The 23,500-nt window shown below is 54.2% G+C and carries 28 protein-coding genes; 19 read left to right on the top strand and 9 right to left on the bottom strand.

The window, feature by feature from the left end; all coding sequences use genetic code 11:
* The 13 genes from AC0L7R_RS17760 to AC0L7R_RS17700 all read left to right on the top strand — a co-directional run bounded on the left by AC0L7R_RS17760 (nt 1) and on the right by AC0L7R_RS17700 (nt 10,614).
* Entirely contained in the window at nt 1–279 is a 279-nt protein-coding gene (locus AC0L7R_RS17760; protein WP_348106885.1) for a DUF2160 domain-containing protein, read from the top strand.
* A 200-nt stretch (nt 280–479) separates the two neighbouring features.
* Nucleotides 480–707, top strand: coding sequence for a hypothetical protein (locus AC0L7R_RS17755; RefSeq protein WP_473658181.1), 228 nt, complete (start codon nt 480–482; stop codon nt 705–707).
* A 250-nt stretch (nt 708–957) separates the two neighbouring features.
* On the top strand, nt 958–1,353 hold the full coding sequence (locus AC0L7R_RS17750; RefSeq protein ID WP_247128722.1) for a BlaI/MecI/CopY family transcriptional regulator: 396 nt from the start codon (nt 958–960) through the stop codon (nt 1,351–1,353).
* A complete protein-coding gene (locus AC0L7R_RS17745; protein ID WP_473658180.1) occupies nt 1,343–2,467 on the top strand; it encodes a M56 family metallopeptidase in 1,125 nt (374 codons plus the stop codon). The genes AC0L7R_RS17750 and AC0L7R_RS17745 overlap by 11 nt, the downstream gene beginning before the upstream one ends.
* Before the next feature lie 81 nt (nt 2,468–2,548).
* Nucleotides 2,549–3,469: an ATP-binding cassette domain-containing protein gene (locus AC0L7R_RS17740; protein ID WP_473658178.1), complete on the top strand. Its 921-nt coding sequence runs from the start codon at nt 2,549–2,551 to the stop codon at nt 3,467–3,469.
* Nucleotides 3,466–4,227: an ABC transporter permease gene (locus AC0L7R_RS17735; protein WP_348394148.1), complete on the top strand. Its 762-nt coding sequence runs from the start codon at nt 3,466–3,468 to the stop codon at nt 4,225–4,227. Before AC0L7R_RS17740 ends, AC0L7R_RS17735 begins: the two co-directional genes overlap by 4 nt.
* 40 nt (nt 4,228–4,267) lie before the next feature.
* Entirely contained in the window at nt 4,268–5,062 is a 795-nt protein-coding gene (locus AC0L7R_RS17730; protein WP_473658176.1) for a S49 family peptidase, read from the top strand.
* Between the two features lie 168 nt (nt 5,063–5,230).
* Nucleotides 5,231–6,187, top strand: a complete 957-nt coding sequence (locus AC0L7R_RS17725) for a calcium/sodium antiporter (RefSeq protein ID WP_473658174.1) — start codon at nt 5,231–5,233, stop codon at nt 6,185–6,187.
* Nucleotides 6,187–6,963, top strand: coding sequence for an SDR family oxidoreductase (locus AC0L7R_RS17720; protein WP_473658172.1), 777 nt, complete (start codon nt 6,187–6,189; stop codon nt 6,961–6,963). The genes AC0L7R_RS17725 and AC0L7R_RS17720 overlap by 1 nt, the downstream gene beginning before the upstream one ends.
* A 310-nt stretch (nt 6,964–7,273) precedes the next feature.
* Complete coding sequence (gene uvrC, locus AC0L7R_RS17715; RefSeq protein ID WP_473658171.1) at nt 7,274–9,166, top strand: excinuclease ABC subunit UvrC; 1,893 nt, start codon at nt 7,274–7,276, stop codon at nt 9,164–9,166.
* A 92-nt stretch (nt 9,167–9,258) separates the two neighbouring features.
* Entirely contained in the window at nt 9,259–9,924 is a 666-nt protein-coding gene (gene pgsA / locus AC0L7R_RS17710; protein WP_247128714.1) for a CDP-diacylglycerol--glycerol-3-phosphate 3-phosphatidyltransferase, read from the top strand.
* Nucleotides 9,924–10,169 (top strand): molybdopterin converting factor subunit 1, encoded by a 246-nt coding sequence (moaD, locus tag AC0L7R_RS17705; protein WP_348108743.1) that lies wholly within the window; start codon nt 9,924–9,926, stop codon nt 10,167–10,169. The genes pgsA and moaD overlap by 1 nt, the downstream gene beginning before the upstream one ends.
* Before the next feature lies 1 nt (nt 10,170).
* Nucleotides 10,171–10,614: a molybdenum cofactor biosynthesis protein MoaE gene (locus tag AC0L7R_RS17700; protein ID WP_473658170.1), complete on the top strand. Its 444-nt coding sequence runs from the start codon at nt 10,171–10,173 to the stop codon at nt 10,612–10,614.
* Here AC0L7R_RS17700 and AC0L7R_RS17695 read toward each other — a convergent pair.
* Complete coding sequence (locus AC0L7R_RS17695) at nt 10,611–11,165, bottom strand: DNA-3-methyladenine glycosylase I (RefSeq protein ID WP_473658168.1); 555 nt, start codon at nt 11,163–11,165, stop codon at nt 10,611–10,613. The genes AC0L7R_RS17700 and AC0L7R_RS17695 overlap by 4 nt on opposite strands.
* Nucleotides 11,166–11,239: 74 nt before the next feature.
* Between AC0L7R_RS17695 and AC0L7R_RS17690 the strand changes: the two genes are divergently transcribed.
* The 3 genes from AC0L7R_RS17690 (at nt 11,240) to phbB (ending at nt 14,210) form a co-directional block, all read left to right on the top strand.
* Nucleotides 11,240–12,037 (top strand): EAL domain-containing protein, encoded by a 798-nt coding sequence (locus AC0L7R_RS17690; RefSeq protein ID WP_473658167.1) that lies wholly within the window; start codon nt 11,240–11,242, stop codon nt 12,035–12,037.
* 162 nt (nt 12,038–12,199) lie between these two features.
* Nucleotides 12,200–13,375 carry an acetyl-CoA C-acetyltransferase gene (locus AC0L7R_RS17685; RefSeq protein WP_247128709.1) on the top strand — a complete coding sequence of 392 codons (1,176 nt, stop codon included), beginning with the start codon at nt 12,200–12,202 and terminating at the stop codon, nt 13,373–13,375.
* Nucleotides 13,376–13,487: 112 nt separating this feature from the next.
* Nucleotides 13,488–14,210: an acetoacetyl-CoA reductase gene (phbB, locus tag AC0L7R_RS17680; protein WP_348108739.1), complete on the top strand. Its 723-nt coding sequence runs from the start codon at nt 13,488–13,490 to the stop codon at nt 14,208–14,210.
* A 129-nt stretch (nt 14,211–14,339) separates the two neighbouring features.
* Here the strand turns inward: phbB and AC0L7R_RS17675 are convergent, their stop codons facing one another.
* Nucleotides 14,340–14,486 carry a hypothetical protein gene (locus tag AC0L7R_RS17675; protein ID WP_348108738.1) on the bottom strand — a complete coding sequence of 49 codons (147 nt, stop codon included), beginning with the start codon at nt 14,484–14,486 and terminating at the stop codon, nt 14,340–14,342.
* Nucleotides 14,487–14,599: 113 nt separating this feature from the next.
* Here AC0L7R_RS17675 and gcvA point away from each other — a divergent pair, with 113 nt between their 5' ends.
* The gene (gene gcvA, locus AC0L7R_RS17670) at nt 14,600–15,523 is read left to right on the top strand and encodes a transcriptional regulator GcvA (RefSeq protein ID WP_473658166.1); all 924 of its coding nucleotides are present in this window, start codon (nt 14,600–14,602) and stop codon (nt 15,521–15,523) included.
* Between the two features lie 55 nt (nt 15,524–15,578).
* Here the strand turns inward: gcvA and AC0L7R_RS17665 are convergent, their stop codons facing one another.
* From AC0L7R_RS17665 to AC0L7R_RS17655, 3 genes are all read right to left on the bottom strand, one after another.
* A complete protein-coding gene (locus AC0L7R_RS17665) occupies nt 15,579–15,746 on the bottom strand; it encodes a YdcH family protein (RefSeq protein ID WP_247128705.1) in 168 nt (55 codons plus the stop codon).
* Between the two features lie 119 nt (nt 15,747–15,865).
* Nucleotides 15,866–16,627: a methyltransferase domain-containing protein gene (locus AC0L7R_RS17660; protein WP_473658164.1), complete on the bottom strand. Its 762-nt coding sequence runs from the start codon at nt 16,625–16,627 to the stop codon at nt 15,866–15,868.
* A complete protein-coding gene (locus AC0L7R_RS17655) occupies nt 16,624–16,839 on the bottom strand; it encodes a putative signal transducing protein (protein WP_247128703.1) in 216 nt (71 codons plus the stop codon). Before AC0L7R_RS17655 ends, AC0L7R_RS17660 begins: the two co-directional genes overlap by 4 nt.
* 54 nt (nt 16,840–16,893) lie before the next feature.
* Between AC0L7R_RS17655 and AC0L7R_RS17650 the strand changes: the two genes are divergently transcribed.
* Nucleotides 16,894–17,892 carry a polyprenyl synthetase family protein gene (locus tag AC0L7R_RS17650; RefSeq protein ID WP_473658163.1) on the top strand — a complete coding sequence of 333 codons (999 nt, stop codon included), beginning with the start codon at nt 16,894–16,896 and terminating at the stop codon, nt 17,890–17,892.
* Between the two features lie 16 nt (nt 17,893–17,908).
* Here the strand turns inward: AC0L7R_RS17650 and AC0L7R_RS17645 are convergent, their stop codons facing one another.
* From AC0L7R_RS17645 to AC0L7R_RS17630, 4 genes are all read right to left on the bottom strand, one after another.
* Complete coding sequence (locus AC0L7R_RS17645) at nt 17,909–18,772, bottom strand: 4-(cytidine 5'-diphospho)-2-C-methyl-D-erythritol kinase (RefSeq protein WP_473658162.1); 864 nt, start codon at nt 18,770–18,772, stop codon at nt 17,909–17,911.
* On the bottom strand, nt 18,762–20,471 hold the full coding sequence (locus AC0L7R_RS17640; RefSeq protein ID WP_473658161.1) for a tetratricopeptide repeat protein: 1,710 nt from the start codon (nt 20,469–20,471) through the stop codon (nt 18,762–18,764). The genes AC0L7R_RS17645 and AC0L7R_RS17640 overlap by 11 nt, the downstream gene beginning before the upstream one ends.
* Nucleotides 20,472–20,617: 146 nt before the next feature.
* Nucleotides 20,618–22,264 carry a 4Fe-4S dicluster domain-containing protein gene (locus AC0L7R_RS17635; RefSeq protein ID WP_473658160.1) on the bottom strand — a complete coding sequence of 549 codons (1,647 nt, stop codon included), beginning with the start codon at nt 22,262–22,264 and terminating at the stop codon, nt 20,618–20,620.
* 179 nt (nt 22,265–22,443) lie between these two features.
* Complete coding sequence (locus AC0L7R_RS17630) at nt 22,444–22,824, bottom strand: hypothetical protein (RefSeq protein ID WP_473658159.1); 381 nt, start codon at nt 22,822–22,824, stop codon at nt 22,444–22,446.
* Between the two features lie 183 nt (nt 22,825–23,007).
* Between AC0L7R_RS17630 and greA the strand changes: the two genes are divergently transcribed.
* On the top strand, nt 23,008–23,478 hold the full coding sequence (greA, locus tag AC0L7R_RS17625; RefSeq protein WP_247128697.1) for a transcription elongation factor GreA: 471 nt from the start codon (nt 23,008–23,010) through the stop codon (nt 23,476–23,478).
* The last annotated feature ends 22 nt before the right edge of the window (nt 23,479–23,500 follow it).

Here is a 23,500-nt window from a genome sequence, read left to right as displayed (position 1 = left end):
ATGTTGACTTGGATGGCATGGACATGGCCAACGGCACTGTTCTTTATCGGGTTGTTCAGCACAATGGGCGTGATCACCTTCATCGAAATCCGCTACCCCGGCACGTCAGAACGCAAAGGGGCGCTTGGGCTGACGACAACACGGGGTGACAGGTTGTTCCTGTCCCTGCTCGGAACCGCCTACATCTTCCTCGCATGGCTGTTCTTTTTCGGGATGCCGCTGTGGGGACCACTCGCGATCAGCATCGCATGGGGCGTGTTCTGTTTCTGGAAGGTTTGATGCGGAAATGGACGACAAACGGCTTTGAAGTGTGAGTTGCTGGATAAGAGAAAGACGAAAGCTGGGCGATCGTGGCGTATGCGGCGAAGGTCTGCTTCGAGCCCATACCTACAACCTTGATGGCTGGGGTTGGCTTGTTGTTAAGCACTTAAGACTTCATACCTCTGGATGTATTAGTAACAAATTCTGGGAGCAATTCAGTGAAACTGTACGGATACGCCAACGGCGATAAAAGCGAGAGTTTGTTGGAGTTAGATTCAGTATCAATTTGCTTTGAAGGCCCTGAAGAGGCGAGGAAATTTGCCGACTTTGCCAACGCATGTGCAAGCGAGATGACGTCTATGGGAGATGACTACGACCACGTTCATTTTGTCGGTGGGGAAACGCCAGACATCACCATTGGACGATTACTAGACGTCAACAAATAGCCTTTGCAGATGAAAAACTCTAACGGTCGCGTTGTCCGCATTGCCGAACTTTGTGCTGTTATTGGTTTGGCCAGACGATGCTCGCCACCTGGGGGGGTCGTTTCATAACGCAACGCCTTAGGGCCCGAACCGGAGCTACCGCGCGATGGGGCAAAGTTGTCGGGGAGCTCACAAAAACCTTGGTGATACGAAAGTCTTAGTATTTAATGCCCCAAGGGAGAGAGCAAACCAGACAAGAGCGGGATCACCCATGCGGCAAAAGAAAAAGAGCGAGTTTCTGACTGAGGTCGAGCTAGAGTTCATGACTGAACTTTGGGCGCTTGGTGAAGGAACGGTGCGCGATGTGCTGGCCCAATTGGCGCCGGACCGCGACCTTGCTTACACATCTGCCGCTACGATCCTGCGGATTATGGAACAGAAGGAATTTGTCACAAGCGAAAAGCAGGGCAAAACTTTCGTTTATAAACCGGCCTTGGCCAAAGACGCCTACCAGACAAAAACGCTACAAGACCTGTCGAACAAGCTGTTCGATGGGACTCCGGCGTCGATGGTTGCGCGTTTGGTGAATGACAAAGGCATGTCTGAAGCAGCATTGGAAGAAATACGGGCGTTATTGGACAGGAGATTGACTGATAATGACCCCTGAACATCTGCTGAGCGTTTATATCGACACGAATATCGTTCTTTTGACCGTGGCCGCCGTCTGGTTCTTTGCCAAACGACTGATCGCACGAACGCCCCTGAAAACGGCGTATTTGACACAGCTACACTTGCTTTACGGGTTGATCGCGATGGTCGTCGTATCCCCGATTGCGATTTACGGCATGGATATGGGTCAACGGCTGGGCTGGCTGTCTGGGCCATCCGGCATTAGCGTCTCCGACTTCCTTGTTTCCCAATATTTGCATGGCAACATCGCGATGACCCCGTCGAAGTTCGAGCATCTGTTGATGATCCGAACCGAACTGACCCACGAGATCGCATCGCTGACAAGCTGGCTCGGCTATGCCGTTCTTGGTGGTTTGTCCGTAGGTTTTGCGATCATCGTTGTCCGCAATGCCCGTGACACGCTGCAGCTGATGGGCATGATCCGTCGCAGCTATGTCTTGCGCCGCATTGGTCGGATTGATGTCCGCTTTACCCATGAAACGTGTGTCCCTTTTTCGACACGTGGCCTTTTCCGTCATTACATCGTGCTGCCAACCGGCCTGCTGGCCCAAAGCAATGATGTCCGCATCGCTGTGAGCCATGAAATCCAGCACGTGCGCCAACGCGATCTGACGTGGGAAATCGCGTTGGAATTGGTGCGCCCGTTCTTCTTTTGGAACCCAGCCTTTGCGTATTGCAAACGCGACGTCGAACGCATCCGCGAACTGGCCTGCGATCAACAGGTGTTGGGCCGTAACACGCATCCGATCCGCGATTATTGCGAATGTTTGCTGCGCGTCTGTCAGACCAGCCTCATGGGCGACCGCACTAACCAGATCATCACGCCAAGCGTGCCCTTCGTGCAGATCGACAAACGGGCAAACGCGAGCCACACCGAAAGCTTCCTGAAAACGCGCATCATGTCGGTGCTTGATGACGAACACCCGCAGAATACCCGACACATGGGATCAGTGCTGATGTTGTCGCTGTTCGCTGTTGTGGTTTGCGCGACGATTGCGCTGCGCCCTGTTAATGACTGGAGCCATGACAGGCTGATGTTGTCGACAATCGTGAACCTTGAACGGTTGAATAGCCGCACTGTTAGTCCGTGAACATATGTCTGTGCGGCCGGAGCTCTTTTCCTTTGGATGATGCGACATTAGGTTCCACCTAACACCATACAGGGGCGCTTCATGTCATCCATTGTTTCCGTGCGCGATTTGCGCAAAGCCTATGCCGGCGGGTTTGAGGCGCTGAAAGGCGTGTCGCTTGAAATTGTAGAAGGCGAAATTCTCGCACTTCTCGGGCCAAACGGGGCCGGTAAAACCACACTGATTTCAACGATTTGCGGGATTACGGTTCCAACATCCGGGTCTGTTGCGGTCGGCGGTCACGATACACAGACCGATTTTCGCAAAGCGCGCGATCTGATCGGTTTGGTCCCGCAAGAGATCAATCTTGAACCGTTCGAAACGGTCATGAGCACGGTGCGTTTTACACGTGGTCTGTTCGGCAAGCCGCGCAACGACGCGTATATCGAACAAATCCTGAAAGATCTGTCGTTGTTCGATAAGAAGGACAACAAGATCATGATGTTGTCCGGCGGTATGAAACGCCGTGTGCTGATTGCCAAAGCGTTGGCACATGAACCGCGTGTGCTGTTCTTGGATGAACCAACCGCAGGCGTGGATGTCGAGCTGCGCAAGGACATGTGGGACGTGGTTGCGAAACTAAAGCAAAGCGGCGTCACGATCATTCTAACGACCCACTACATCGAAGAAGCAGAAGCCATTGCAGACCGTGTTGGTGTGATCGCAAAGGGCGAAATCCTGTTGGTCCAAGATAAGGCCGACTTGATGGCCCAGATGGGGCAAAAGCAGTTGAAGATCGAAGTATCCGAACCAGTACCATCGGTTCCCGCAGCCTTGGCCGATTACGCGCTAGAGGCAGACGGTACGACACTCACTTACACTTACGACACCAAAGGTGAACGTACTGGCATCACCACGCTTCTGAATGATCTGCAAAAGGCGGGCATTCAGATGGTAGATATTCAGACCGAACAAAGCAGTCTTGAAGACATCTTTGTTGGTCTTTTGAAGGAAGACGCATGAACCTGATAGCTATCCAGTCGATCTACCGCTTCGAAATGGCGCGGTTCTTTCGGACGTTGACCCAATCGTTGATCTCACCAGTCATTTCGACGGCACTTTATTTCGTTGTTTTTGGCGCAGCCATCGGTAGCCGCATGGAAAACGTCGAAGGTGTGCCATACGGCGCGTTCATCGTGCCGGGTCTGATCATGTTGACCGTGATGACCCAAGCCACGTCAAACGCGTCGTTCGGCATCTATTTCCCCAAGTTCATCGGGACGATCTACGAATTATTGTCCGCGCCTGTGAACTTCCTAGAGATCACAATCGGTTATGTCGGGGCGGCGGCGACGAAGGCGTTGATCATCGGGATGATTATTCTGGGTACGTCCTACCTGTTCGTCGATATCACCATTGCCCATCCGCTTGCGATGCTGGCGTTTTTGTTCCTGACAGCACTCAGTTTTGCGTTGTTGGGGTTCATCATCGGCATCTGGGCAGGCAATTTTGAACAGCTGCAACTGATCCCGTTGCTGGTTATCACGCCGCTCGTCTTCCTTGGTGGGTCATTTTATTCGACGTCGATGCTGCCGCCAGTTTGGCAGACCATCACGCTGTTTAACCCGGTGCACTACTTGATTTCCGGTTTCCGCTGGTCGTTCTTTGGTGTGGCTGACGTGCCGGTTGGCATCAGTTTGATCGCGATTGCGGTCTTTACCGGGGCCTGTGTCACCGCAATCTGGTGGATATTCCGCACAGGTTGGCGCATTCGGCAGTGACGCCCTTGCTGGACGGGCAGCCGCGGCCTATTTGAGGGGGATGAAACGCTTTATCCCTTTTATGAAGTCCGAACCCGTCGTGTCAGTTGTCCGCTTGCAAGGCGCGATCACCAATGGCGGGCGCGGTCTGGATGACGTCAGCCTCGCGCCTGTGTTGGAAAAAGCCTTTACCAGAGGCAAACCCAAAGCGGTCGCTTTGCAGATCAATTGTCCGGGCGGATCGCCTGCGCAATCGTCGTTGATTGCGGCACGTATTCGCAGGCTGGCTGACGAAAACGATTTGCCCGTCGTAGCCTTCGTCGAAGATGTGGCTGCGTCTGGTGGGTATTGGCTTGCCTGTGCGGCGGATGAAATCTTTGTCGATGAAAGTTCGATGACCGGATCAATCGGTGTAATCACTGCCGGGTTTGGACTGGACAAAGCGATCAGCAATTATGGGATCGAACGGCGGGTGCATACGGCTGGGAAATCCAAGTCGATGCTGGACCCGTTCAAGCCTGAAAAAGAAGAAGATATCGCGCGGTTGAAAGGCTGGCTGGAAGAATTGCATGGCATCTTCATCAGCTATGTCAAATCGCGACGCGGTGACAAACTGTCCGACAATCCTGATCTGTTCACCGGTGAAGTCTACTTTGGCCGGAACGCGATCAAAGAAGGGCTGGTTGATGGGCTTGGCCATCTGGTGCCTGTGATGAAGGACCGTTTCGGCGAAAAAGTCCGGTTCCGCAAATACGGGGAAAAGAAATCGCTGTTGTCACGGTTTGGCATGTCGATGATGCAAGACGCCGTTTACTTGGCAGAGGATCGCGCAGCTTTTGCGCGATTTGGCCTCTGAGTGATTTTTAAGATTATTCTCCTCTTTCTTGCTTTCATGGCTGTGTTAGCCATGTTCGGAAAGTGGCGGTTTCCGGGGCAGGAACAACTCGCAGCGGCAAAATGTAAAAGCTGCGGGCGTTACAGAATTGGTAAAGGCCGTTGTGCCTGTAAGAAAAGGTAGAACGGAATGGATTGGGTGTATGTCGTCGTAGGGCTGGTTATCCTACTCTTGGCGGGCGATAGCCTTGTCAAAGGTGCGGTCAACATGTCGCTACGTTTGGGCGTCCCTGCCTTGATCGTGTCGTTGACGATTGTTGCTTTCGGTACCTCTGCACCAGAGCTTTTGATCTCTATTCAGGCGATTTGGGACGGCGTGCCCGGCTTGGCGCTTGGCAACGTTGTCGGTTCAAACACGGCCAACGTTTTGTTGGTGCTTGGTATTCCGGCGCTTTTGGCTGTCATGCACACCAGCGAATGCGACACGCGCAACAGCTACCTCCAAATGATCGCAGCGACGGTTTTGTTCATCGTTCTCTGTGCGATGGGCCCTCTGACATGGGTGTCTGGTATCATCCTGTTGGCAGCACTAGCCGCGATGCTGACGTACGCCGCAATGTCCGCAAACAAGCACCGCAAACAATCCTCCGAAAGCGCAGCTGAAGAGGATGAAGAAGAGCTAGAGGGTGCTGACCCGAACCTTGGTTGGGGCAAAATCATTGGTTTTCTGGTGTTAGGCCTCGTTGGTCTGCCGCTCGGCGCATCGCTTCTTGTTGATGGATCGGTGAACATCGCGCGTCAGTTCGGCATTTCCGAAACCGTCATTGGTCTGACATTGATCGCGATTGGGACGTCATTGCCGGAACTGGCTACGACAGTGATGGCTGCATTGCGCCGTCAGGCAGACGTGGCTTTGGGCAACGTCATCGGATCAAACATGTTCAACTTGCTTGGGATCATGGGCGTCGCGTCACTTGTCGGCACGATCCCTGTTGATCCGCAGTTCCTGTCGTTTGACTTGTGGGTCATGCTGGGCGCGTCGTTGCTGTTGATCCCGTTTGTCTTCATGAAAGTGGATATCAACCGCACGTGGGGCGTGATGTTGTCGGCTGCCTATGTGGCGTATCTGCTGTTTGTTCTCGCCTGATGCCGGGGGCGCTTGTCACAGGCGCTGGTGCCCGACTGGGCCGCGCGATGGCGCTGTATTTGGCGGGGCGCGGGTACGACGTTGCGGTACATTACGCGTCGTCTGATAAAGGCGCGAACGCGGTCGTGGATGAGATTAAGGCCCTTGGCCAGAACGCGGTCGCCATCCAAGCGGACATACTGGATGAAAACGCGACACAGGGCCTGATCGGTCGTGCTGTCGATGCCATCGGCCCATTGTCAGTGTTGATCAACAACGCGTCTATCTTCGAACATGATGACCTGAAAACGGGGACTCGTGACAGTTGGGATCGCCACATTGAAACGAACCTGCGTGCGCCATTCGTGTTGACCCAAGGCTTCGCAAACCAAGCGCCGAAACCAGAGCTCGACGCGCGCGGCGAAGCTGTCGCACAGGCACTGATCATCAACATGTTGGACCAACGCATTCACAAACTGACACCCGAATTCGCGTCTTACACCATCGCGAAAATGGGGCTTTGGGCGTTGACCCAAACATCAGCACAGGGGCTTGCGCCAAAGGTGCGCGTGAACGGGATCGGACCTGGTCCGACGTTGCAGGGTGCGAACCAATCGCAGGCGCAGTTCGATCGACAACGGGCTGCGACGGTTCTGCAGCGTGGCGCAAATCCCGATGACATTACAGCGGCTTTGGGTTACTTTCTGGATGCCAAAGCTGTGACCGGACAGATGCTGAGCGTCGATGGTGGCCAGCATTTGGCGTGGGAGACACCTGACGTAGCGGGAGTTGAGTAATTGAAACGGCCTCAAAATTGAGACTCGGCCCGCAAAGTTGTGCACTACGCGTTTGTTCCGTTCACCAATGTAAATATTTTATGAATAAAATCAGTAATTTGCCAATAGGTAAATAAAATATTCATAAATAACAAGGCATTAAGAATATGCCTAAAAATTAGGCAGATACATGAACACCCCTAAAAACAACGAAAAATCCGGTGTGTTAACGTTTTGCCCACTGAGTTATCCACAAGACTCGTGGATGCCTTTACCCTTGTTCCCTTCGCGGCTGTATGCAGAGCAGCCCAGAATCACGGACCTGTGACCGATGAGTGATGAGATCGATAATCAGAACGACGCCGAGGTCGCGCAGCCCGTGACCGGCTACGACCGTATCCACGGTTATCTCAAGACGATCGACAGTTCTCCGGGTGTTTACCGGATGTTGGATGCGGACAGTCGGGTGCTTTACGTGGGCAAGGCGCGCAATCTGCGGAACCGTGTCAGTAATTATTCACGCCCGTCCGCCCAGCATTCGGCGCGGATCACCCGTATGATCCGTGAAACCGCGTCGATGATGTTCTTAACGACGCGCACCGAGACTGAAGCGCTTTTGCTTGAACAGAACCTGATCAAGCAGCTTAAGCCACGGTACAACGTGCTGTTGCGTGACGATAAATCGTTCCCGAATATCCTCGTGTCCAAGAACCACGATTTCCCACAGCTCAAAAAGCATCGTGGCGCAAAGAAGGAAGAAGGCAACTACTACGGCCCCTTCGCCAGTGCGGGCGCAGTGAACCGGACGCTGAACCAGTTGCAACGCGTGTTCCTGATCCGCAATTGCACTGACAGCGACTTTGAAACGCGCACGCGACCCTGTTTGCAGTATCAGATCAAACGGTGTTCGGGTCCCTGTTGCGGTCTGATTTCCGAAAATGACTATGCACAGACTGTGGCGGATGCGGAAAAGTTTCTATCGGGCCGGACCAAAGGCATTCAAGAGGCGCTTGCCGCGCAGATGAACAAAGCGTCCGAAGAGATGGAATTTGAACGGGCCGCTGCATTGCGCGACCGGATCAAGGCGCTGACGCAAGTGCAGACGGCGCAAGGTATTAACCCGCAAAACACGGAAGAGGCGGATGTGATCGCGCTTCATGTGGATGGCGGGCAGGCCTGTGTGCAGGTGTTCTTTATCCGTGCGAACCAGAACTGGGGGAACCACGACTACTATCCTCGGATCAGCGGTGACGAAGATCTTGCAGAAGTGATGGAAGCCTTTGTCGGTCAATTCTATGCAAACCGTGAACCGCCCAAGGTTCTGCTGTTGTCGCATGGCTTGGACAACGACGACCTGATGGCGCAAGCCTTGGGGGATAAGGCGGGGCGCAAGGTCGAAATCATTGTGCCACAACGGGGTGAAAAGGCTGAACTCGTGTCCAGTGCACTGCGCAATGCCCGCGAAAGTCTGGCACGCAAAATGGCAGAGACAGCGACGCAGAGCAAATTGCTCAAGGGGCTGGCCGAGGCGTTCGCGCTCGACGCGCCGCCCAACCGGATCGAGGTTTACGATAACTCGCATATCCAAGGTGCCCATGCCGTTGGTGCGATGGTTGTGGCTGGACCTGAAGGGTTCGAGAAAAGCAATTATCGCAAGTTCAACATTCGCGGGGATGATCTGACCCCGGGCGATGATTTTGGCATGATGAAAGAAGTCATGACACGACGGTTCGGGCGCTTGTTAAAGGAAGACCCCGAACGCAAAAGCGGAGCTTGGCCTGATCTGCTGTTGATTGATGGCGGGGCGGGACAGGTGTCGTCCGTTCGCGAAATCATGGATCAGATGGGGGTCAGCGATATTGCGATGGTCGGTGTGGCAAAGGGCGAAGAACGCGACGCGGGCAAAGAGGTGTTCCACCGGACGGGCAAACCCGTGATGGCGCTGCGCCACAATGATCCGGTGCTGTATTTCATCCAGCGGATGCGGGACGAGGTCCACCGGTTTGCCATCGGAACCCACCGCGCGAAACGCGCCAAAGCGATGTCAGCGAATCCCTTGGATGATGTGCCGGGTGTCGGTGCCGCCCGTAAACGTGCATTGCTCGCGCATTTCGGGTCAGCCAAGGCCGTGGCGCGCGCGAACCTTGCGGATTTGAAAGCGGTCGAAGGCGTGTCCGGCAATATGGCGCAAACCATCTATGATTTCTTCCACGAGAACGGCTAAAAGATTTGATGCCTCCGGCGGGGATACTTCCGGCCAAAAGAGGGGTGGCGTTGCGTATGGCAACTTCGCTTTGGTTTGGGTAGGTAAGTGATATGCAGTGGAACATCCCAAATATCCTGACGCTTTTGCGTCTTCTCGCAGCCCCCGGTGTGGTGCTGATGTTTCTTTATTTCTCGCGCCCATACGCGGATTGGTTTGCACTGATCCTGTTTGTCGTGGCGGCCGTGACCGACTTTGTGGACGGATATCTGGCCCGTGCGTGGAAACAGGAAAGCAAATTCGGTGCGATGCTGGACCCGATTGCGGACAAGGCCATGGTGGTGATCGCATTGGTCGTCATTACCGGATTTTCCGGCATGAACCCTTGGATTTTGCTGCCTGCAACGATCATCATTTTCCGCGAAGTGTTTGTGTCCGGTTTGCGCGAATTTCTGGGCGATACGGCTGGAACGCTGAAGGTGACGAACCTCGCCAAATGGAAAACGACGGCCCAAATGGTCGCCATCGCATTTCTGTTCGCGAAAGGTGCGTTTGAACATTTTATCATCGAACAGACGATCGGAATGGATCAGGCGACGGTTGATGGCATTCTGGATGGCACGATTGAAGACGTTGTTGGGCTTGGCTGGAAAAACTTTGGATGGGATTTCAGCTGGTATGGCGGGATCATCCTGCTGTGGATCGCCGCGGTTTTGACGTTCATCACAGGGCTTGATTACCTGCGAAAAGCGATGCCTTACCTGAAAGGGGCCAAGTAATGGATGTCATGTATTTTGCTTGGGTCCGCGAACGGATCGGATTGCCAAAAGAAAAGATCGAAACGCAGGCCGCGACCGTGTCTGATCTCGTGGCTGAACTGGTTGCCCGCGAAGAACGGTATGCGGCAGCATTTGCCGATGTCAGCGCATTGCGCGTGGCGTTGGATCAAGAATTATCTGATTTTGACGCGCCATTGGCCGGTGTCCGCGAGGTCGCATTCTTTCCGCCGATGACGGGTGGTTAAGATGATCGTTCGGGTCCAAGACGCTGTGTTTGACGCGGGCGCCGAACTGAACGCCTTTGCGACCGCACGGCCAGAGGTCGGCGCGATTGTGACGTTTACGGGTCTTGTCCGCGATGTTGCGGGCGGTCTTCAGGGGATGGAGATCGAACATTACCCCGGCATGACCGCAAAAGCGATTGAGGCGATTGCGACTGAAGCGCAGAGCCGTTGGTCCTTGGCCGATGTGCTTGTCATTCATCGCTATGGTGTTTTGCAAGCGACTGACCCGATCATGATGGTCGCCACCGCGTCAAAGCACCGTGCAGACGCCTTTGCTGCCGCTGATTTCCTGATGGATTACCTGAAATCGCGCGCCCCGTTCTGGAAAAAAGAAACGACAGGCGACGGCGCGTCTTGGGTCGCCGCCAAAGACGAAGACGAGGCGGCGCTGGATCGCTGGTCCTAAGCCCCGTGACGGTGGCAGGTCACGATGTGATCGTTCACCAAACCGCAGGCTTCCATGAAGGCGTAGACAATTGTCGGGCCGCAGAATTTAAATCCCGCTTTCTTCAAGTCCTTTGAAATTTGCACGGACAACGGTGTTTGGGTCGGTACATCCGCTTGGGTCGCGAAGCTGTTGATCAGTGGCGTGCCGCCGACGTAATCCCATAGGAACCTATCAAAGCCTTGTTCTGCTTCGATCCTTTGCCACGCCTGTGCGTTCGTGATCGTGGCCGCGATCTTGCCCCGATGCCTGATGATACCTGCATTGCCCAACAAACGCGCGACATCGTCGTCACCCCATTCAGCGATGGTATTGGGATCGAATCCCGCGAACGCTTCGCGGAAATTGTCTCGCTTCTTAAGAATTGTGATCCATGACAGTCCAGCCTGAAACCCGTCCAAGACCAGTTTTTCCCACAACGCGCGACTGTCGTATTCCGGAACGCCCCATTCGGTATCGTGGTAGGCTTGATAAATCGGGTCGTCGCCGGGCCAGCCACATCTTTCAACCATGGTCGATCGTCCTGTCTTAACTGCATATTAGCTGATTTCTGGGCAGAATGACGCATCCCTGATGAGATGCCAACATGCTCGCACCTTCTAATGCTTCTGACGATGACCGTCCTCTTGATCCGTTTCAGGCTGCTATGGCCAGTAGGGACAGTGATGTTCTGACGCTTGTCAGTGATGCGCTTGCGGCCGGACGAACGCGGATGGCGTATCAACCGATAATGCTGGCAGGGCAAAAGCCCGGCATCGCATTCTACGAAGGTTTGGTGCGGGTCTTGGACGAAGCTGGGCGGGTCATCCCTGCCGCGCATTTCATGTCGGTCATTGGGGAAAATGATCTGGGACGCGAAGTGGATTGCACGACATTGCAGCATGCCTTCGCACTGCTTCGCCTGCGACCGGATTTGCGTATTTCGATCAATGTCTCAGCGCGGTCGTTGGCGGACGGCAAATGGCGCGACATTTTGCGCGACGGTTTGGATACCGATCAGAACGTGGGTGATCGGTTGATCTTCGAAATATCCGAAACGTCCGCGATGGAACTGCACGAAATCATGATTCGCTTCATGGTTGAGATGCAGCCAAAAGGCGTTGCTTTTGCCTTGGACGGCTTCGGTGCGGGCATGACAGCGTTCCGGCACCTGAAAGAATTCTTTTTTGATCTGGTCAAAATCGACAAAAGCTTCGTGCGCGGCATCCACGAAGATCCTGACAATCAGGTCCTTACTGAGGCCTTGATCATGGTCGCCCATCAATTCGAAATGTTCGTTGTGGCAGATGGGGTTGAGACCGCAAAAGAAGCAGAATTTATGACCCAGCTTGGCGCAGATTGTTTGCAGGGATACCACTATGGAGTCCCGAAATTCGACATCTAAGACACGACATGCAAATGCTGCATTGCAGCAATGCAACTGCAGAAACTTATTGCCCTAACGTAAACTAAGCCTTAAAGAAGCCCCAATTCGCAGGTTGGGGCCTGTACTTATATGCACGTTGTGCTCCAGTCTGATCACAGAATAAATCTGAGAGGACTCACTATGACCAACGTCGTTATCGCTTCTGCTGCCCGTACTGCCGTCGGCAGCTTTGGAGGCGCTTTTGCAAATACTCCTGCCCATGATCTTGGTGCTGCCATTCTTGAGGCCGTCGTTGAACGTGCTGGAATTGACAAAGCTGAAGTATCCGAAACGATCCTCGGTCAAGTTCTGACTGCCGCTCAAGGGCAGAACCCTGCGCGTCAGGCGCACATCAATGCGGGTCTGCCAAAAGAAGCATCTGCTTGGGGCATTAACCAAGTATGTGGTTCCGGTTTGCGCGCCGTCGCACTTGGTGCGCAGCACATCCAGTTGGGCGACGCGTCTATCGTTGCCGCTGGTGGTCAAGAAAACATGACGCTGTCACCGCATGCCGCACACCTGCGCGCTGGTCACAAAATGGGCGATCTGAAATACATCGATACAATGATCCGCGACGGTCTGTGGGATGCGTTCAACGGTTACCACATGGGCCAAACTGCTGAAAACGTTGCTGATCAATGGCAAATCTCCCGCGATATGCAGGACGAGTTTGCGGTCGCGTCACAGAACAAAGCCGAAGCTGCGCAGAAAGCTGGCAAATTCGCAGACGAAATCGCCGCCTTCACCGTGAAAACACGCAAGGGCGACATCATCGTCGACCAAGACGAATACATCCGTCACGGCGCAAACCTTGAAGCGATGGCAAAGATGCGTCCTGCCTTTGCGAAAGAAGGCTCCGTCACTGCTGCAAACGCGTCCGGTCTGAACGACGGCGCGGCGGCCACATTGCTGATGTCCGTAGATGACGCCGCCAAGCGTGGCATCACGCCGCTGGGTCGCATCGCTTCTTATGCGACTGCTGGTCTCGATCCGTCCATCATGGGTGTCGGTCCGGTTATGGCATCCCGCAAAGCGCTGGAAAAAGCTGGTTGGTCCGTTGGCGATCTTGATCTTGTTGAAGCAAACGAAGCTTTCGCGGCTCAGGCCTGTGCTGTGAATAAAGACATGGGCTGGGATCCGGCAATTGTGAACGTCAACGGCGGTGCGATTGCGATTGGTCACCCAATCGGTGCGTCAGGTTGCCGCGTACTGAATACCCTGTTGTTCGAAATGCAGCGCCGCGACGCCAAAAAAGGCCTTGCGACACTGTGCATCGGTGGCGGTATGGGCGTCGCGCTGTGTGTCGAGCGTGACTAAAAAAATCGAGGGGTGGCGTAAAGTTACCCCTCATCCCTCACGTAATAATATTGCGCAGAAATTCATATCTGTATAATTTGGTTACAACATTAATCTCTTGGAGGAGAATCCTATGTCCCGTGTTGCACTTGTTACCGGCGGTTCCCGCGGTATTGGCGCTGCCATTTCTACCGCACTCAAAGACGCAGGTTACACCGTTGCCGCGACTTATGCTGGTAACGACGAAAAAGCCGCAGCATTCACAGCTGAAACAGGCATCAAGACTTACAAATGGGACGTTGGGTCTTATGAAGCTTGTGCCGAAGGTATCGCCAAGGTTGAAGCTGAAGTTGGTCCAATCGAAGTGTTGGTTAACAACGCTGGCATCACCCGCGACGCGCCGTTCCACAAAATGTCACCGACCCAGTGGAAAGAAGTCATGGACACGAACCTGTCCGGCGTCTTCAACATGACCCACCCGATCTGGCCAGGTATGCGTGAACGCAAATTCGGCCGTATTGTTACCATTTCTTCAATCAACGGCCAAAAAGGTCAGTTCGCTCAGGTGAACTATGCGGCTGCGAAAGCGGGCGATATCGGCTTCACAAAGGCGCTTGCACAAGAAGGCGCACGCGCTGGCATCACCGTGAACGTTGTGGCCCCGGGTTACATCAACACCGAAATGATGAGCACGATCCCAGAAAAAGTCATGGATTCAATCGTTGGCGCGATCCCAGTGGGACGTTTGGGCGAAGCTGCTGAAATCGCACGCGCTGTTGTGTTCCTTGCATCCGACGATGCGGGTTTCATCACAGGGTCCACAATTTCCGCAAACGGCGGTCAGTATATGTCGTAAGGACTCGGTCCTTACCTGAAATACAAGAAGGGCCGGTCGCAATGACCGGCCCTTTTTTGTGATCCGATCGACTGGGAGGAAGATCGTGGATCATATTGCAACGCGTGGGAGGAGCGCGTTGGTAATGCCTTAGGCAGCCTGTGGTGCAACGCCTGTTGCGGTGTTTGGCTTACGTGTGAACATCGCGACAAAGAAGGCGCGGATCGCTGCGTTCCGCTCTGCGTGGGCGCGTTCGATGATTTTGCGTGTCGCTTCGTTTGTTGTGATCGCGTGCATTTCGTTTACTCCTGATGAAACAAGTTCATTTGATCTGTCTTCAATATGGGGCCCAGCAATAAAACTGACAAACGAGTCTTTTCATAGCTTCAGTTAAGATATACTAATGTGAAATGCCTGATCGTTTACCTCCTTTGACGGCCTTCCGTGCGTTTGACGCAGCGGCACGCCACATGTCTTTCGCGAAAGCAGCGGACGAGTTGAATGTCACTCCTGCTGCTTTATCTTTTCAAATCAAATCGTTAGAAGAACATCTTGGCCATCCGTTGTTCCGACGTCTGAACCGCGCTGTCGAATTGACCGAATCTGGCAAGATTTTGGCGCCCGGTGCTGCGGATGGTTTTGAAACTTTGACAAAGGCGTGGTCTGCTACAAAACGCTTGCATGATAACAGAACCTTAACTGTGACGGCTGGTCCCAGCTTTACGTCCAAGTGGTTGGCACCGCGTCTATTTCAGTTTGTGCAAAACAACCCAGATATCGACCTACGCTTTTCGGCCAGCCTCAAAATGATGGATTTCACGCGGGATGAGGTCGATGTCGCAATCCGGTTCAGCCAACATGATGATGAAGGGTTCTATAGCGAACCAATCATCGAAGAATGGCTGTGCCCGATGGTTGCGCCGGCATTGGCGGACAAGATCAAAACAGCGTCCGATATCTTGGATTTGCCGTTGCTGCACCAAGACGACATCACGTTTCTACATCCACCGGCTGATTGGGACACATGGTTTCAGGCCGCCGGGCTAAAGCCGCCGACGACCGCAGGCACGCATTTCAGCCAAAGTGACCATGCCGTGAATGCAGCGTTGTCAGGGGCAGGCGTTGTTTTGGGCCGGATTTCGGTATCGGAAAAACATTTGACCGACGGCAGACTGGTCATGCCGCTTGATCTCGCGATTTCGGGCCACGCAAGCTACCGGATCGTCTGCGCAATAGGGGCAGAGAATCGTCCGCAGGTCGCACGGCTCATGTCATGGATCAGGGAAGAAGTTGCGGCAATTGATGCTTTGACGAAAACGCGGACATTCGCCTGACTGCTGCTTGCCAAGATGGGTCGGCGCAACCCGCGCCAACCCGAAGTCGTCAAGATTAACTGGCGCTTAAGCGCGTAATCTCTTCTTTGAGGTGGAGTTTTTGTTTCTTGAGACGCGCGATCTCAAGGTCGTCGGTCCCAGCGCTGCGCTGCATGACCTCGACATTGTCCGAGAGGTGTTGGTGCTTCTTTTTGAGTTCCTGCAGGTGTGAACTTAAGCTCATTATTTCCTCCAATATGTGTGAACACGTCCACTGCACCACAGATTTGACCACCTGTCACGCCGCAGAGCAGCAAAACGCGATCTAGGCAACGTGCCGCCAAAAGGTTGCTGAAACGTTAATCAGTGGGGGTCACGAATGGGGAAAGAAGCGCCATCGCGCAAAATCGCCTTTACTTGCGGTGTGTAGCTTTCGGCATCACCCTTTTTTATAAGGTCCCCGTGCATAATCAGCGGGGCAGACATATGAAATGGGGCGCGGCCGCTGTGGATCGCCTGCAGCAAAAATAGGCCCGGCGCAGCGTGCGAATGGGCGGCGATTGGACGCAGAATAACCGACCCTAACCTTCCGGTTAGTGCTGCTAATACCTCTGGTAGGCGGGTGATATGCTGGATGATGGTTAACGTACCCTTCGGTGCAAGGCGACGCACACCAATATCAAGCCAATCAGACAGCGGCGTATCCCCTGCCAGTGCCACATCACGACCAGCGTTCTGCGATGCGTGTCCTTGCGTTCGATCATAGTAGGGGGGGTTCATCATCACATGATTGAACTGCTGTTGACGCAAATCCGCGGGCAGATTTCGTAAATCAGCGCAGACAACTTGCATCGCGGCACCAGCCGTCGCCGCGTTCTGTTCGGCAAGATCTGCATATTCGGGTTGCAGTTCAACGCCGGTCATCCGCAATCCGGTCACACGCGCATCAAGACATAGTGATGCCACCCCAACCCCGCAGCCAATTTCCAGAACGGTTTCACCCGTTCTTGCAGGTACGCTTGCCGCCATCAGGACGGCATCAATACCGGATCGAAATCCCTTCTTTGGTTGTAAGGCGTGGACCTTACCCCCCAAAAACGCATCATTTGTCGTGTTTTCGGTCACTGGCCCAAATCGATCTCTGCATCGCGCATGATCGCCTGTGCCATAAACAAATCACGATCTGCGACCATTAGACGGCGCGGCATTATGCCTATGCTACCTTCCATGACGCTCATGTTTACGTCGAACTGGAATGCGGTTATATCCTCGCTATCCAGAAGGGCCGTAGCGAGGGCGATGACTGTAGGGTCGTTGGTGCGCAAAAGTTCTTTCATAGTCCTGACGTAAGATGCGAAAGTATCTTTGTCCATAAACCGCCGGATACCGTGATGAGCCTTGATATCGCCGCCACCAAACCACACGAACGCTTGGCAGCGGCGCTGTCGGATGATCTGACTGCGGTCAACGATATGATCCGTGCGCGGATGGCGTCGGAACATGCCCCGCGAATCCCTGAAGTGACAGCACATTTGGTAGAGGCAGGCGGTAAACGTCTGCGCCCGATGCTGACGTTGGCGGCGGCACGGATGTGTGGCTACGATGGTCCGTATCACGTGCATTTGGCTGCGACGGTCGAATTTATTCATACCGCAACGTTGCTGCATGATGACGTTGTGGACGAAAGCAACCAACGGCGCGGGCGTCCAACTGCAAACCTGCTGTGGGATAACACGTCGTCTGTTTTGGTCGGCGACTATCTATTCGCGCGATCGTTCCAGTTGATGGTCGAAACAGGATCCATGCGGGTCCTTGATATCCTGGCCAATGCTTCTGCGACGATTGCCGAAGGCGAAGTTTTGCAGCTGACTGCGGCTGCTGATCTGGCAACCACCGAAGAGATTTATTTCAAAGTCGTGCGCGGCAAAACCGCTGCGTTGTTCTCTGCTGCGATGGAAGTCGGCGGGGTGATCGCCGATCAGGATGATGCGACTGTGAAGGCGTTGTTCGATTACGGCGACACATTGGGCATCGCGTTCCAGATTGTTGATGATCTACTGGACTACGGCGGGACAACTGCGACCGGTAAAAACGTCGGCGATGATTTCCGTGAACGCAAACTGACCCTTCCCGTTATTCGCGCGATTGCAGCGGCTGACGATGTGGAGCGGGACTTTTGGACGCGAACCATCGGCAAAGGCCGTCAAGAAGACGGTGATCTTGACCACGCGATTGCGTTATTGGCAAAACACGGCACGATGGAAACAACGCGCCAAACAGCGCTGGACTATGTGGCACAGGCGAAAAACGCTTTGGCCCTGCTGCCGGATACCGATATCCGCGAGATGTTGATTGATCTGGCTGATTACGTCGTGGCGCGTATCACATAAGCCGTGTCGAGATAGTCTAGGCGCTTAGGATCTGCGCGGGCGTCACCCACCATCCCATTTCAGCGACTTGGATAATACGTGCGGCGTGCCGTGCATCGGCCATGTTCTTGGTAATGCCAAAGCACGTAGCGCCCGATCCGGACATGCCTGCAAAGGCGACCTGTGGAATCTTGTTCAGGCGATCAAGGGCTGATTGAATGACAGGCGCTGCCTTGATGGCGGCAGGCTGCAGGTCATTGCGTTGGCGGGCAAGCCAATCGGTGAACGTGTCAAAATCCATTTTCTCAGGAATATCTGCCATCGACGGGTTCAGTTTGCTGGCCAAACCGTCAAACACTGCTTTGGTCGGTACAGCAATCTTCGGGTTGATCAGAACCATCGCACAGTTTGGCAAATGCGGGGCAGGGGTCAGGTCCTGCCCAATGCCTTGCATACGGATGGGTGCAGGTGCTGCGAGGCAGACAGGCACGTCTGCGCCTAACATAACGACTTCGGGTGCAGACATAGGCAGCGGTTCGACGTCCCACATCTCCGCGAGCAATTTTAACGTCGCAGCCGCGTCAGATGACCCACCGCCAAGACCCGCCTCGTTCGGTAAGTGTTTTTCGACCGTGATCGCGGCGCCTTTGATCACGCCGCGCATCCGCCGCAACGTTTCAGCGGCCCGCAGGATCAGGTTTGTCCCGTCAGTGGGCACGCCTGCCGAAAAGGGTCCGGTGACGGTCAACGTAAGACCATCTGCGGGTGTCGCCGTGATCGGATCGCCTGCGTCCGTGAAGGCAACAAGACTATCAAGTAGGTGGTAGCCGTCAGCCCGTTGCCCGGTCACATGAAGTGTCAGGTTCACCTTGGCCGGAGCGACCGTTTTCTTAATTGCCATCAGCTACTCTAATAGGTTCTGCGCCTTCTTCGATCAGAACGGCATCAAGACCAATTTCAATTTTCCGTCTGATCCGCGCTGCATTTTCGCTCGTGTCATCCGAAAACGACAGGGCGCGGTGCCATTGGAACTGTGCTTCGGTGGCGCGACCAACGGCCCAATAGGCATCGCCCAAATGATCGTTGATCACCGGATCCACAGCTTCGAGCGCGGCTGCATTTTCAAGATGGCCAACGGCGTCTTCGTATTGGCCCGTTTGGAAAAGCACCCAACCTAGACTGTCCACAATCGCCCCGTTTTGCGGTTGAACGGCAACGGCACGTTCAATCATATCGAGGGCTTCGTCCAATTTTTCACCCCGTTCAACCAGCGAATAGCCAAGATAGTTCAAGACCTGTGGCTGGTCAGGGCGGAATTGCAGCGCAGACCGGAAATCGGATTCTGCCTGTTCCCATTGGTCAAGCTGATGGTGGGTGATTGCACGCGTGTAGTAAACGAACCACCGTGCCGGATCATTGGCGTCAAACAGATCAAGCGCCATACTATATGCATCGTTCGCGTCTTGCGTCTGTTCAGATTGGCGCAGCGTATCGCCCAAGCTGACATAGATACCGGGCATGTCCGGATAAGAGCGCGACATCGCGCGCAGCACTTCGATAGCACCTTCATAATTGCCATTCTTGCGCAGGGCTTCGGCGCGTCCGATCTCGGCGACGGCATAGGCCGGATCATCGCGCGATACACGTGTATAGGCTTCGTTCGCGAGACCATATAAATTAAGGTCTTCCAGCAGATCGGCAACCAACAGCAACACTTCGGTGTTGTCAGGCGTCAGGAATTCGGCGGCACGCGCGTAGATAAGCGTGTAGTTCTCGGGAACATCGGCACGCAGGGCTTCGGCGACGGCCAGATAGACTTCGCTCATGCCTTCGGTCGGATTGGTCACGACGTCATATGGGGTGGGGGACTCATCAGCGATCCGGCTACGTAGATCGGTCAATCCGGGGTCCAGATTGTCACCAAACACTGTATCAATTACAGCAAGCGCATCATCGCGGCGGTCAAGCTGGCTTAGAATTTGAGCGTGTGCCATCGCACTGCGGCGGTTGTGGCGCAGCCCGCTGTCGGTTGTTGTCAGATCAAAGATGCGCACAGCCGCGTCGAAATTCCCGACAGAGGCCAGAGCCAACGCTTTGTGATACGCACCGAAGGACTGCAATCCAGTGGATTCGCCCAGTTCGTCAAAGCTTTGCAAGGCTTCATCAACCTCACCCAGCGCCATATGCGCCCATCCTTGGGACAGGCCGTCCACCACGGGACCGACGGTGCGATTCATTTCAAGGGCTGTGAATAATTCCGCCCAATTGCCTGATTGCACGGATTGGACAGCAGTCACGATGTTGGAATGCTGACGATTGATCCCTAACGCGACCATCCCGTCCGCAATGGCAATTGCATCCTGAAACTTGCCGCGCGACATATTGGCGGTCAAAGCGTTTTCCAGCAAAACAGCGTTGTTTGGATCAGCGACAAGGGCCTGCGCATAAAAGCGGGCACTGTATTCAAAATCGGAAAATTGGGCGGCTTGTCGTGCTGCGAGATACGCACCAGCATTCGGAACTTCTGCCAAGGCTGGCGTGATCATGGTGCTGGTAAAGAGTGCAGCAATCAAAGTGCTGCGCAGTTTTTGTTTTAACAAGCCTATCGCCCCTGTTTTGCTGCCCAACTCAAAGCCTAGGGGACGAATCGGATCGACGCAAATGATTGATCCAAAATGGGCGGATCATTGCGAATATGAAAAGGGCCCCGCAATTGCGAGGCCCTTTGATCGTGTCGTGCTGATCATTACATGTTCGGGTAATTCGGCCCGTCGCCACCTTGCGGCGTGGTCCATGTGATGTTCTGGCTCGGGTCCTTGATATCGCAGGTCTTGCAATGAACGCAGTTCTGGAAATTGATCTGGAACTTGGTTTCCACACCTTCGCCGACGAATTCGTAAACACCCGCTGGGCAATACCGCGCTGATGGCCCCGCATAGTCGCGCAGGTTTGTGTCCACCGGAATGCTGTCGTCTTCCAGTTTCAGGTGCGCAGGCTGGCTTTCCTCGTGATTGGTAAAGCTGAACGCGACGTTGGTCAGGCGATCAAACGACAGCTTGCCGTCCGGCTTTGGATAATCAATCGGCTTGTGGCGCAGCGCTTTTTCAGTGGCTTCCGCATCGGATTTGCCGTGCTTCAGCGTACCAAGCAGCGAGAACCCGAATGTGTTCGTCCACATATCGAATCCACCCACGGCCAATGACGCAAGCAGACCATGCTTGGACCACAGTGGTTTTACGTTGCGGACCTTTTTCAGGTCTTGACCGATTGGGCCTTCGCGCACTTCTGTGTCGTAACTGTCCAGCGTATCGCCGGATTGACCCGCACCGATGGCCGCAAACGCGGCTTCAGCGGCGTGGATACCCGACAGCATCGCGTTATGGTTCCCCTTGATGCGCGGCACGTTGACCATGCCCGCAGAACAACCCAGCAGCATACCACCCGGGAATGCGGTCTTCGGCATCGACTGATAGCCGCCCTCGGTAATCGCACGCGCACCGTATGCAACGCGTTTGCCGCCTTCCAAAAGGTCCGCGATCATCGGGTGATGTTTGAAGCGCTGGAATTCCATGTAAGGGAACAGGTGCGGGTTCTTGTAGTTCAGGTGAACTACGAAACCAACGTACACTTGGTTATTCTCAAGATGGTAGATGAAAGATCCGCCGCCTGCTTCGCTGCCCAAAGGCCAGCCCATCGTGTGGGTCACGGTGCCTTCTTTGTGCTTGGCTGGATCGATTTCCCAGATTTCTTTCATGCCAAGGCCGTACTTCTGTACGTCCGATTCAGCGGCAAGGTTGTATTTCGCGATCACTTGCTTGGACAACGACCCGCGGACACCTTCGGACAGGAATACGTATTTGCCGTGCAGCTCCATGCCCGGTTCGTAGTTCGGGCCGTGCGATCCGTCTGCTTCGATCCCGAATTCACCAGCGACGACGCCTTTGACTTCGCCGTTTTCGCCAAACACCAGTTCGGAACAGGCCATGCCTGGGAAAATTTCGACGCCGAGTTCTTCAGCTTGTTCGGCCATCCAGCGGCAGACGTTGCCCATCGACACGATGTAGTTGCCGTGGTTGTTCATCAGGGGTGGCATCGCCATGTTTGGCACGCGGATTTTGCCCGCTTCGCCCAGCATGTAGAAATTGTCTTCTTTCACAGGGACATTGATCGGTGCGCCTTTGGCTTTCCAATCAGGGATCAGCTTGTCGATACCGGATGTGTCCAGAACAGCGCCGGACAGGATGTGCGCCCCAACTTCGGACCCTTTTTCCAACACGACGACGTTGATGTCAGCATCTAGCTGCTTCAGCCGAATTGCCGCAGACAGGCCCGCAGGACCGGCCCCGACGATAACGACGTCATATTCCATTGCTTCGCGTTCAGTATCGGCCATGTCGCACCTTTTTGTCCTTTGGGGGCGCACCCCCGCAATATTGTTGCGAACCGAGTTAACGCATCCGCAAAAACAGGGCAATCAAGACGCGACGGTAAAACGACCGACTGCGGCGATATCGCACAAAAAAGCGCCCTGTGCACAAAACGGGGCGCGCAATGTCTCGCTATGTTGGCAGATTATCCAGCCATCAGAACCTGCAAACCGGTGAAATCATCGCCGTCGGATAAGATATTGATGTAGACGGTGACGTTGCCGCGCATGATCCATTCGGCCACATCAGGGGCAATACCGCCGGCCGCACGGATCATCGCAGGAATATTCGCGCGGGCATCGGCGCTGCCGAACAAGGGATCGTTGCTGTCTTCACCATCGGCTAGGCCAAAACGATGATAGTTGGCACGGTCCTGCCGGATGACGGATGCCGCATCACCCAAACGGGCACCGGATGAATTTGTTAGATCATCCGCGCTAATATGGGCGGCATAGGTCGCAGCGACGAAATCTTGGGCAACCACAGGGGACGCAAAAAGGCTGGCGGCAAGGGCGATGTATTTCATGAATCTCTCTAAGCTATCAAAATGTAAGCCGAAGTTTATACGGCACATGCGGGTTCGAAAGTCAGGAATTCCACCAGTGAAGCGGGAATGTTTCGCCGATGGATGACGCTTGTACTTGACTTTGCTCTCCCCAAATAGGCTATGAACGTCCGATGTAGAATTTAGGCCAAAAGGGTCGCTGTTATGGAAAAAATCCCGCTCACACGTGCTGGCTTTGACAAGCTGGATGCTGAATTGAAGCACCTTAAGACAGTCGAACGTCCGACGATTATCCGGGCGATTGCAGAGGCGCGCGAGCATGGCGATTTGTCAGAGAACGCAGAATACCATTCGGCGAAGGAAAAGCAGTCCTTTATCGAAGGGCGCGTAAAGGAATTGGAAGGCGTTATTTCATTGGCTGACATCATTGATGTGGCCAAAATGAAGGGTGCCGTCAAATTTGGCGCGACTGTCACCATGGCAGACGAAGATACGGACGAAGAAAAGACCTATCAGATCGTTGGCGAATACGAGGCCAACATTGAAGAAGGTCGTTTGAACATGAAATCGCCAATCGCGCGTGCCTTGATCGGTAAAGAAGTCGGCGATAGCGCCGAAGTGCGCACGCCCGGCGGTGTCAAAAGCTACGAAATTGTTGAAATCGCTTACAAATAGACCCGTTTGGGTTTGGTGAGAC

The organism is Yoonia sp. D2-7 (assembly GCF_055809435.1).
The sequence above is the reverse complement of the archived record's forward strand: the minus strand, read 5'-3'. Positions and strand labels throughout refer to the sequence as shown.

Coding starts and splice junctions, on each gene's coding strand:
- AC0L7R_RS17760 (WP_348106885.1), top strand. CDS start 1: ATGTTGACTTGGATGGCATGGACATGGCCAACGGCACTGTTCTTTATC.
- AC0L7R_RS17750 (WP_247128722.1), top strand. CDS start 958: ATGCGGCAAAAGAAAAAGAGCGAGTTTCTGACTGAGGTCGAGCTAGAG.
- AC0L7R_RS17745 (WP_473658180.1), top strand. CDS start 1,343: ATGACCCCTGAACATCTGCTGAGCGTTTATATCGACACGAATATCGTT.
- AC0L7R_RS17740 (WP_473658178.1), top strand. CDS start 2,549: ATGTCATCCATTGTTTCCGTGCGCGATTTGCGCAAAGCCTATGCCGGC.
- AC0L7R_RS17735 (WP_348394148.1), top strand. CDS start 3,466: ATGAACCTGATAGCTATCCAGTCGATCTACCGCTTCGAAATGGCGCGG.
- AC0L7R_RS17730 (WP_473658176.1), top strand. CDS start 4,268: ATGAAACGCTTTATCCCTTTTATGAAGTCCGAACCCGTCGTGTCAGTT.
- AC0L7R_RS17725 (WP_473658174.1), top strand. CDS start 5,231: ATGGATTGGGTGTATGTCGTCGTAGGGCTGGTTATCCTACTCTTGGCG.
- AC0L7R_RS17720 (WP_473658172.1), top strand. CDS start 6,187: ATGCCGGGGGCGCTTGTCACAGGCGCTGGTGCCCGACTGGGCCGCGCG.
- uvrC (WP_473658171.1), top strand. CDS start 7,274: ATGAGTGATGAGATCGATAATCAGAACGACGCCGAGGTCGCGCAGCCC.
- pgsA (WP_247128714.1), top strand. CDS start 9,259: ATGCAGTGGAACATCCCAAATATCCTGACGCTTTTGCGTCTTCTCGCA.
- moaD (WP_348108743.1), top strand. CDS start 9,924: ATGGATGTCATGTATTTTGCTTGGGTCCGCGAACGGATCGGATTGCCA.
- AC0L7R_RS17700 (WP_473658170.1), top strand. CDS start 10,171: ATGATCGTTCGGGTCCAAGACGCTGTGTTTGACGCGGGCGCCGAACTG.
- AC0L7R_RS17695 (WP_473658168.1), bottom strand. CDS start 11,165: ATGGTTGAAAGATGTGGCTGGCCCGGCGACGACCCGATTTATCAAGCC.
- AC0L7R_RS17690 (WP_473658167.1), top strand. CDS start 11,240: ATGCTCGCACCTTCTAATGCTTCTGACGATGACCGTCCTCTTGATCCG.
- AC0L7R_RS17685 (WP_247128709.1), top strand. CDS start 12,200: ATGACCAACGTCGTTATCGCTTCTGCTGCCCGTACTGCCGTCGGCAGC.
- phbB (WP_348108739.1), top strand. CDS start 13,488: ATGTCCCGTGTTGCACTTGTTACCGGCGGTTCCCGCGGTATTGGCGCT.
- AC0L7R_RS17675 (WP_348108738.1), bottom strand. CDS start 14,486: ATGCACGCGATCACAACAAACGAAGCGACACGCAAAATCATCGAACGC.
- gcvA (WP_473658166.1), top strand. CDS start 14,600: ATGCCTGATCGTTTACCTCCTTTGACGGCCTTCCGTGCGTTTGACGCA.
- AC0L7R_RS17665 (WP_247128705.1), bottom strand. CDS start 15,746: ATGAGCTTAAGTTCACACCTGCAGGAACTCAAAAAGAAGCACCAACAC.
- AC0L7R_RS17655 (WP_247128703.1), bottom strand. CDS start 16,839: ATGAAAGAACTTTTGCGCACCAACGACCCTACAGTCATCGCCCTCGCT.
- AC0L7R_RS17650 (WP_473658163.1), top strand. CDS start 16,894: ATGAGCCTTGATATCGCCGCCACCAAACCACACGAACGCTTGGCAGCG.
- AC0L7R_RS17645 (WP_473658162.1), bottom strand. CDS start 18,772: ATGGCAATTAAGAAAACGGTCGCTCCGGCCAAGGTGAACCTGACACTT.
- AC0L7R_RS17635 (WP_473658160.1), bottom strand. CDS start 22,264: ATGGCCGATACTGAACGCGAAGCAATGGAATATGACGTCGTTATCGTC.
- AC0L7R_RS17630 (WP_473658159.1), bottom strand. CDS start 22,824: ATGAAATACATCGCCCTTGCCGCCAGCCTTTTTGCGTCCCCTGTGGTT.
- greA (WP_247128697.1), top strand. CDS start 23,008: ATGGAAAAAATCCCGCTCACACGTGCTGGCTTTGACAAGCTGGATGCT.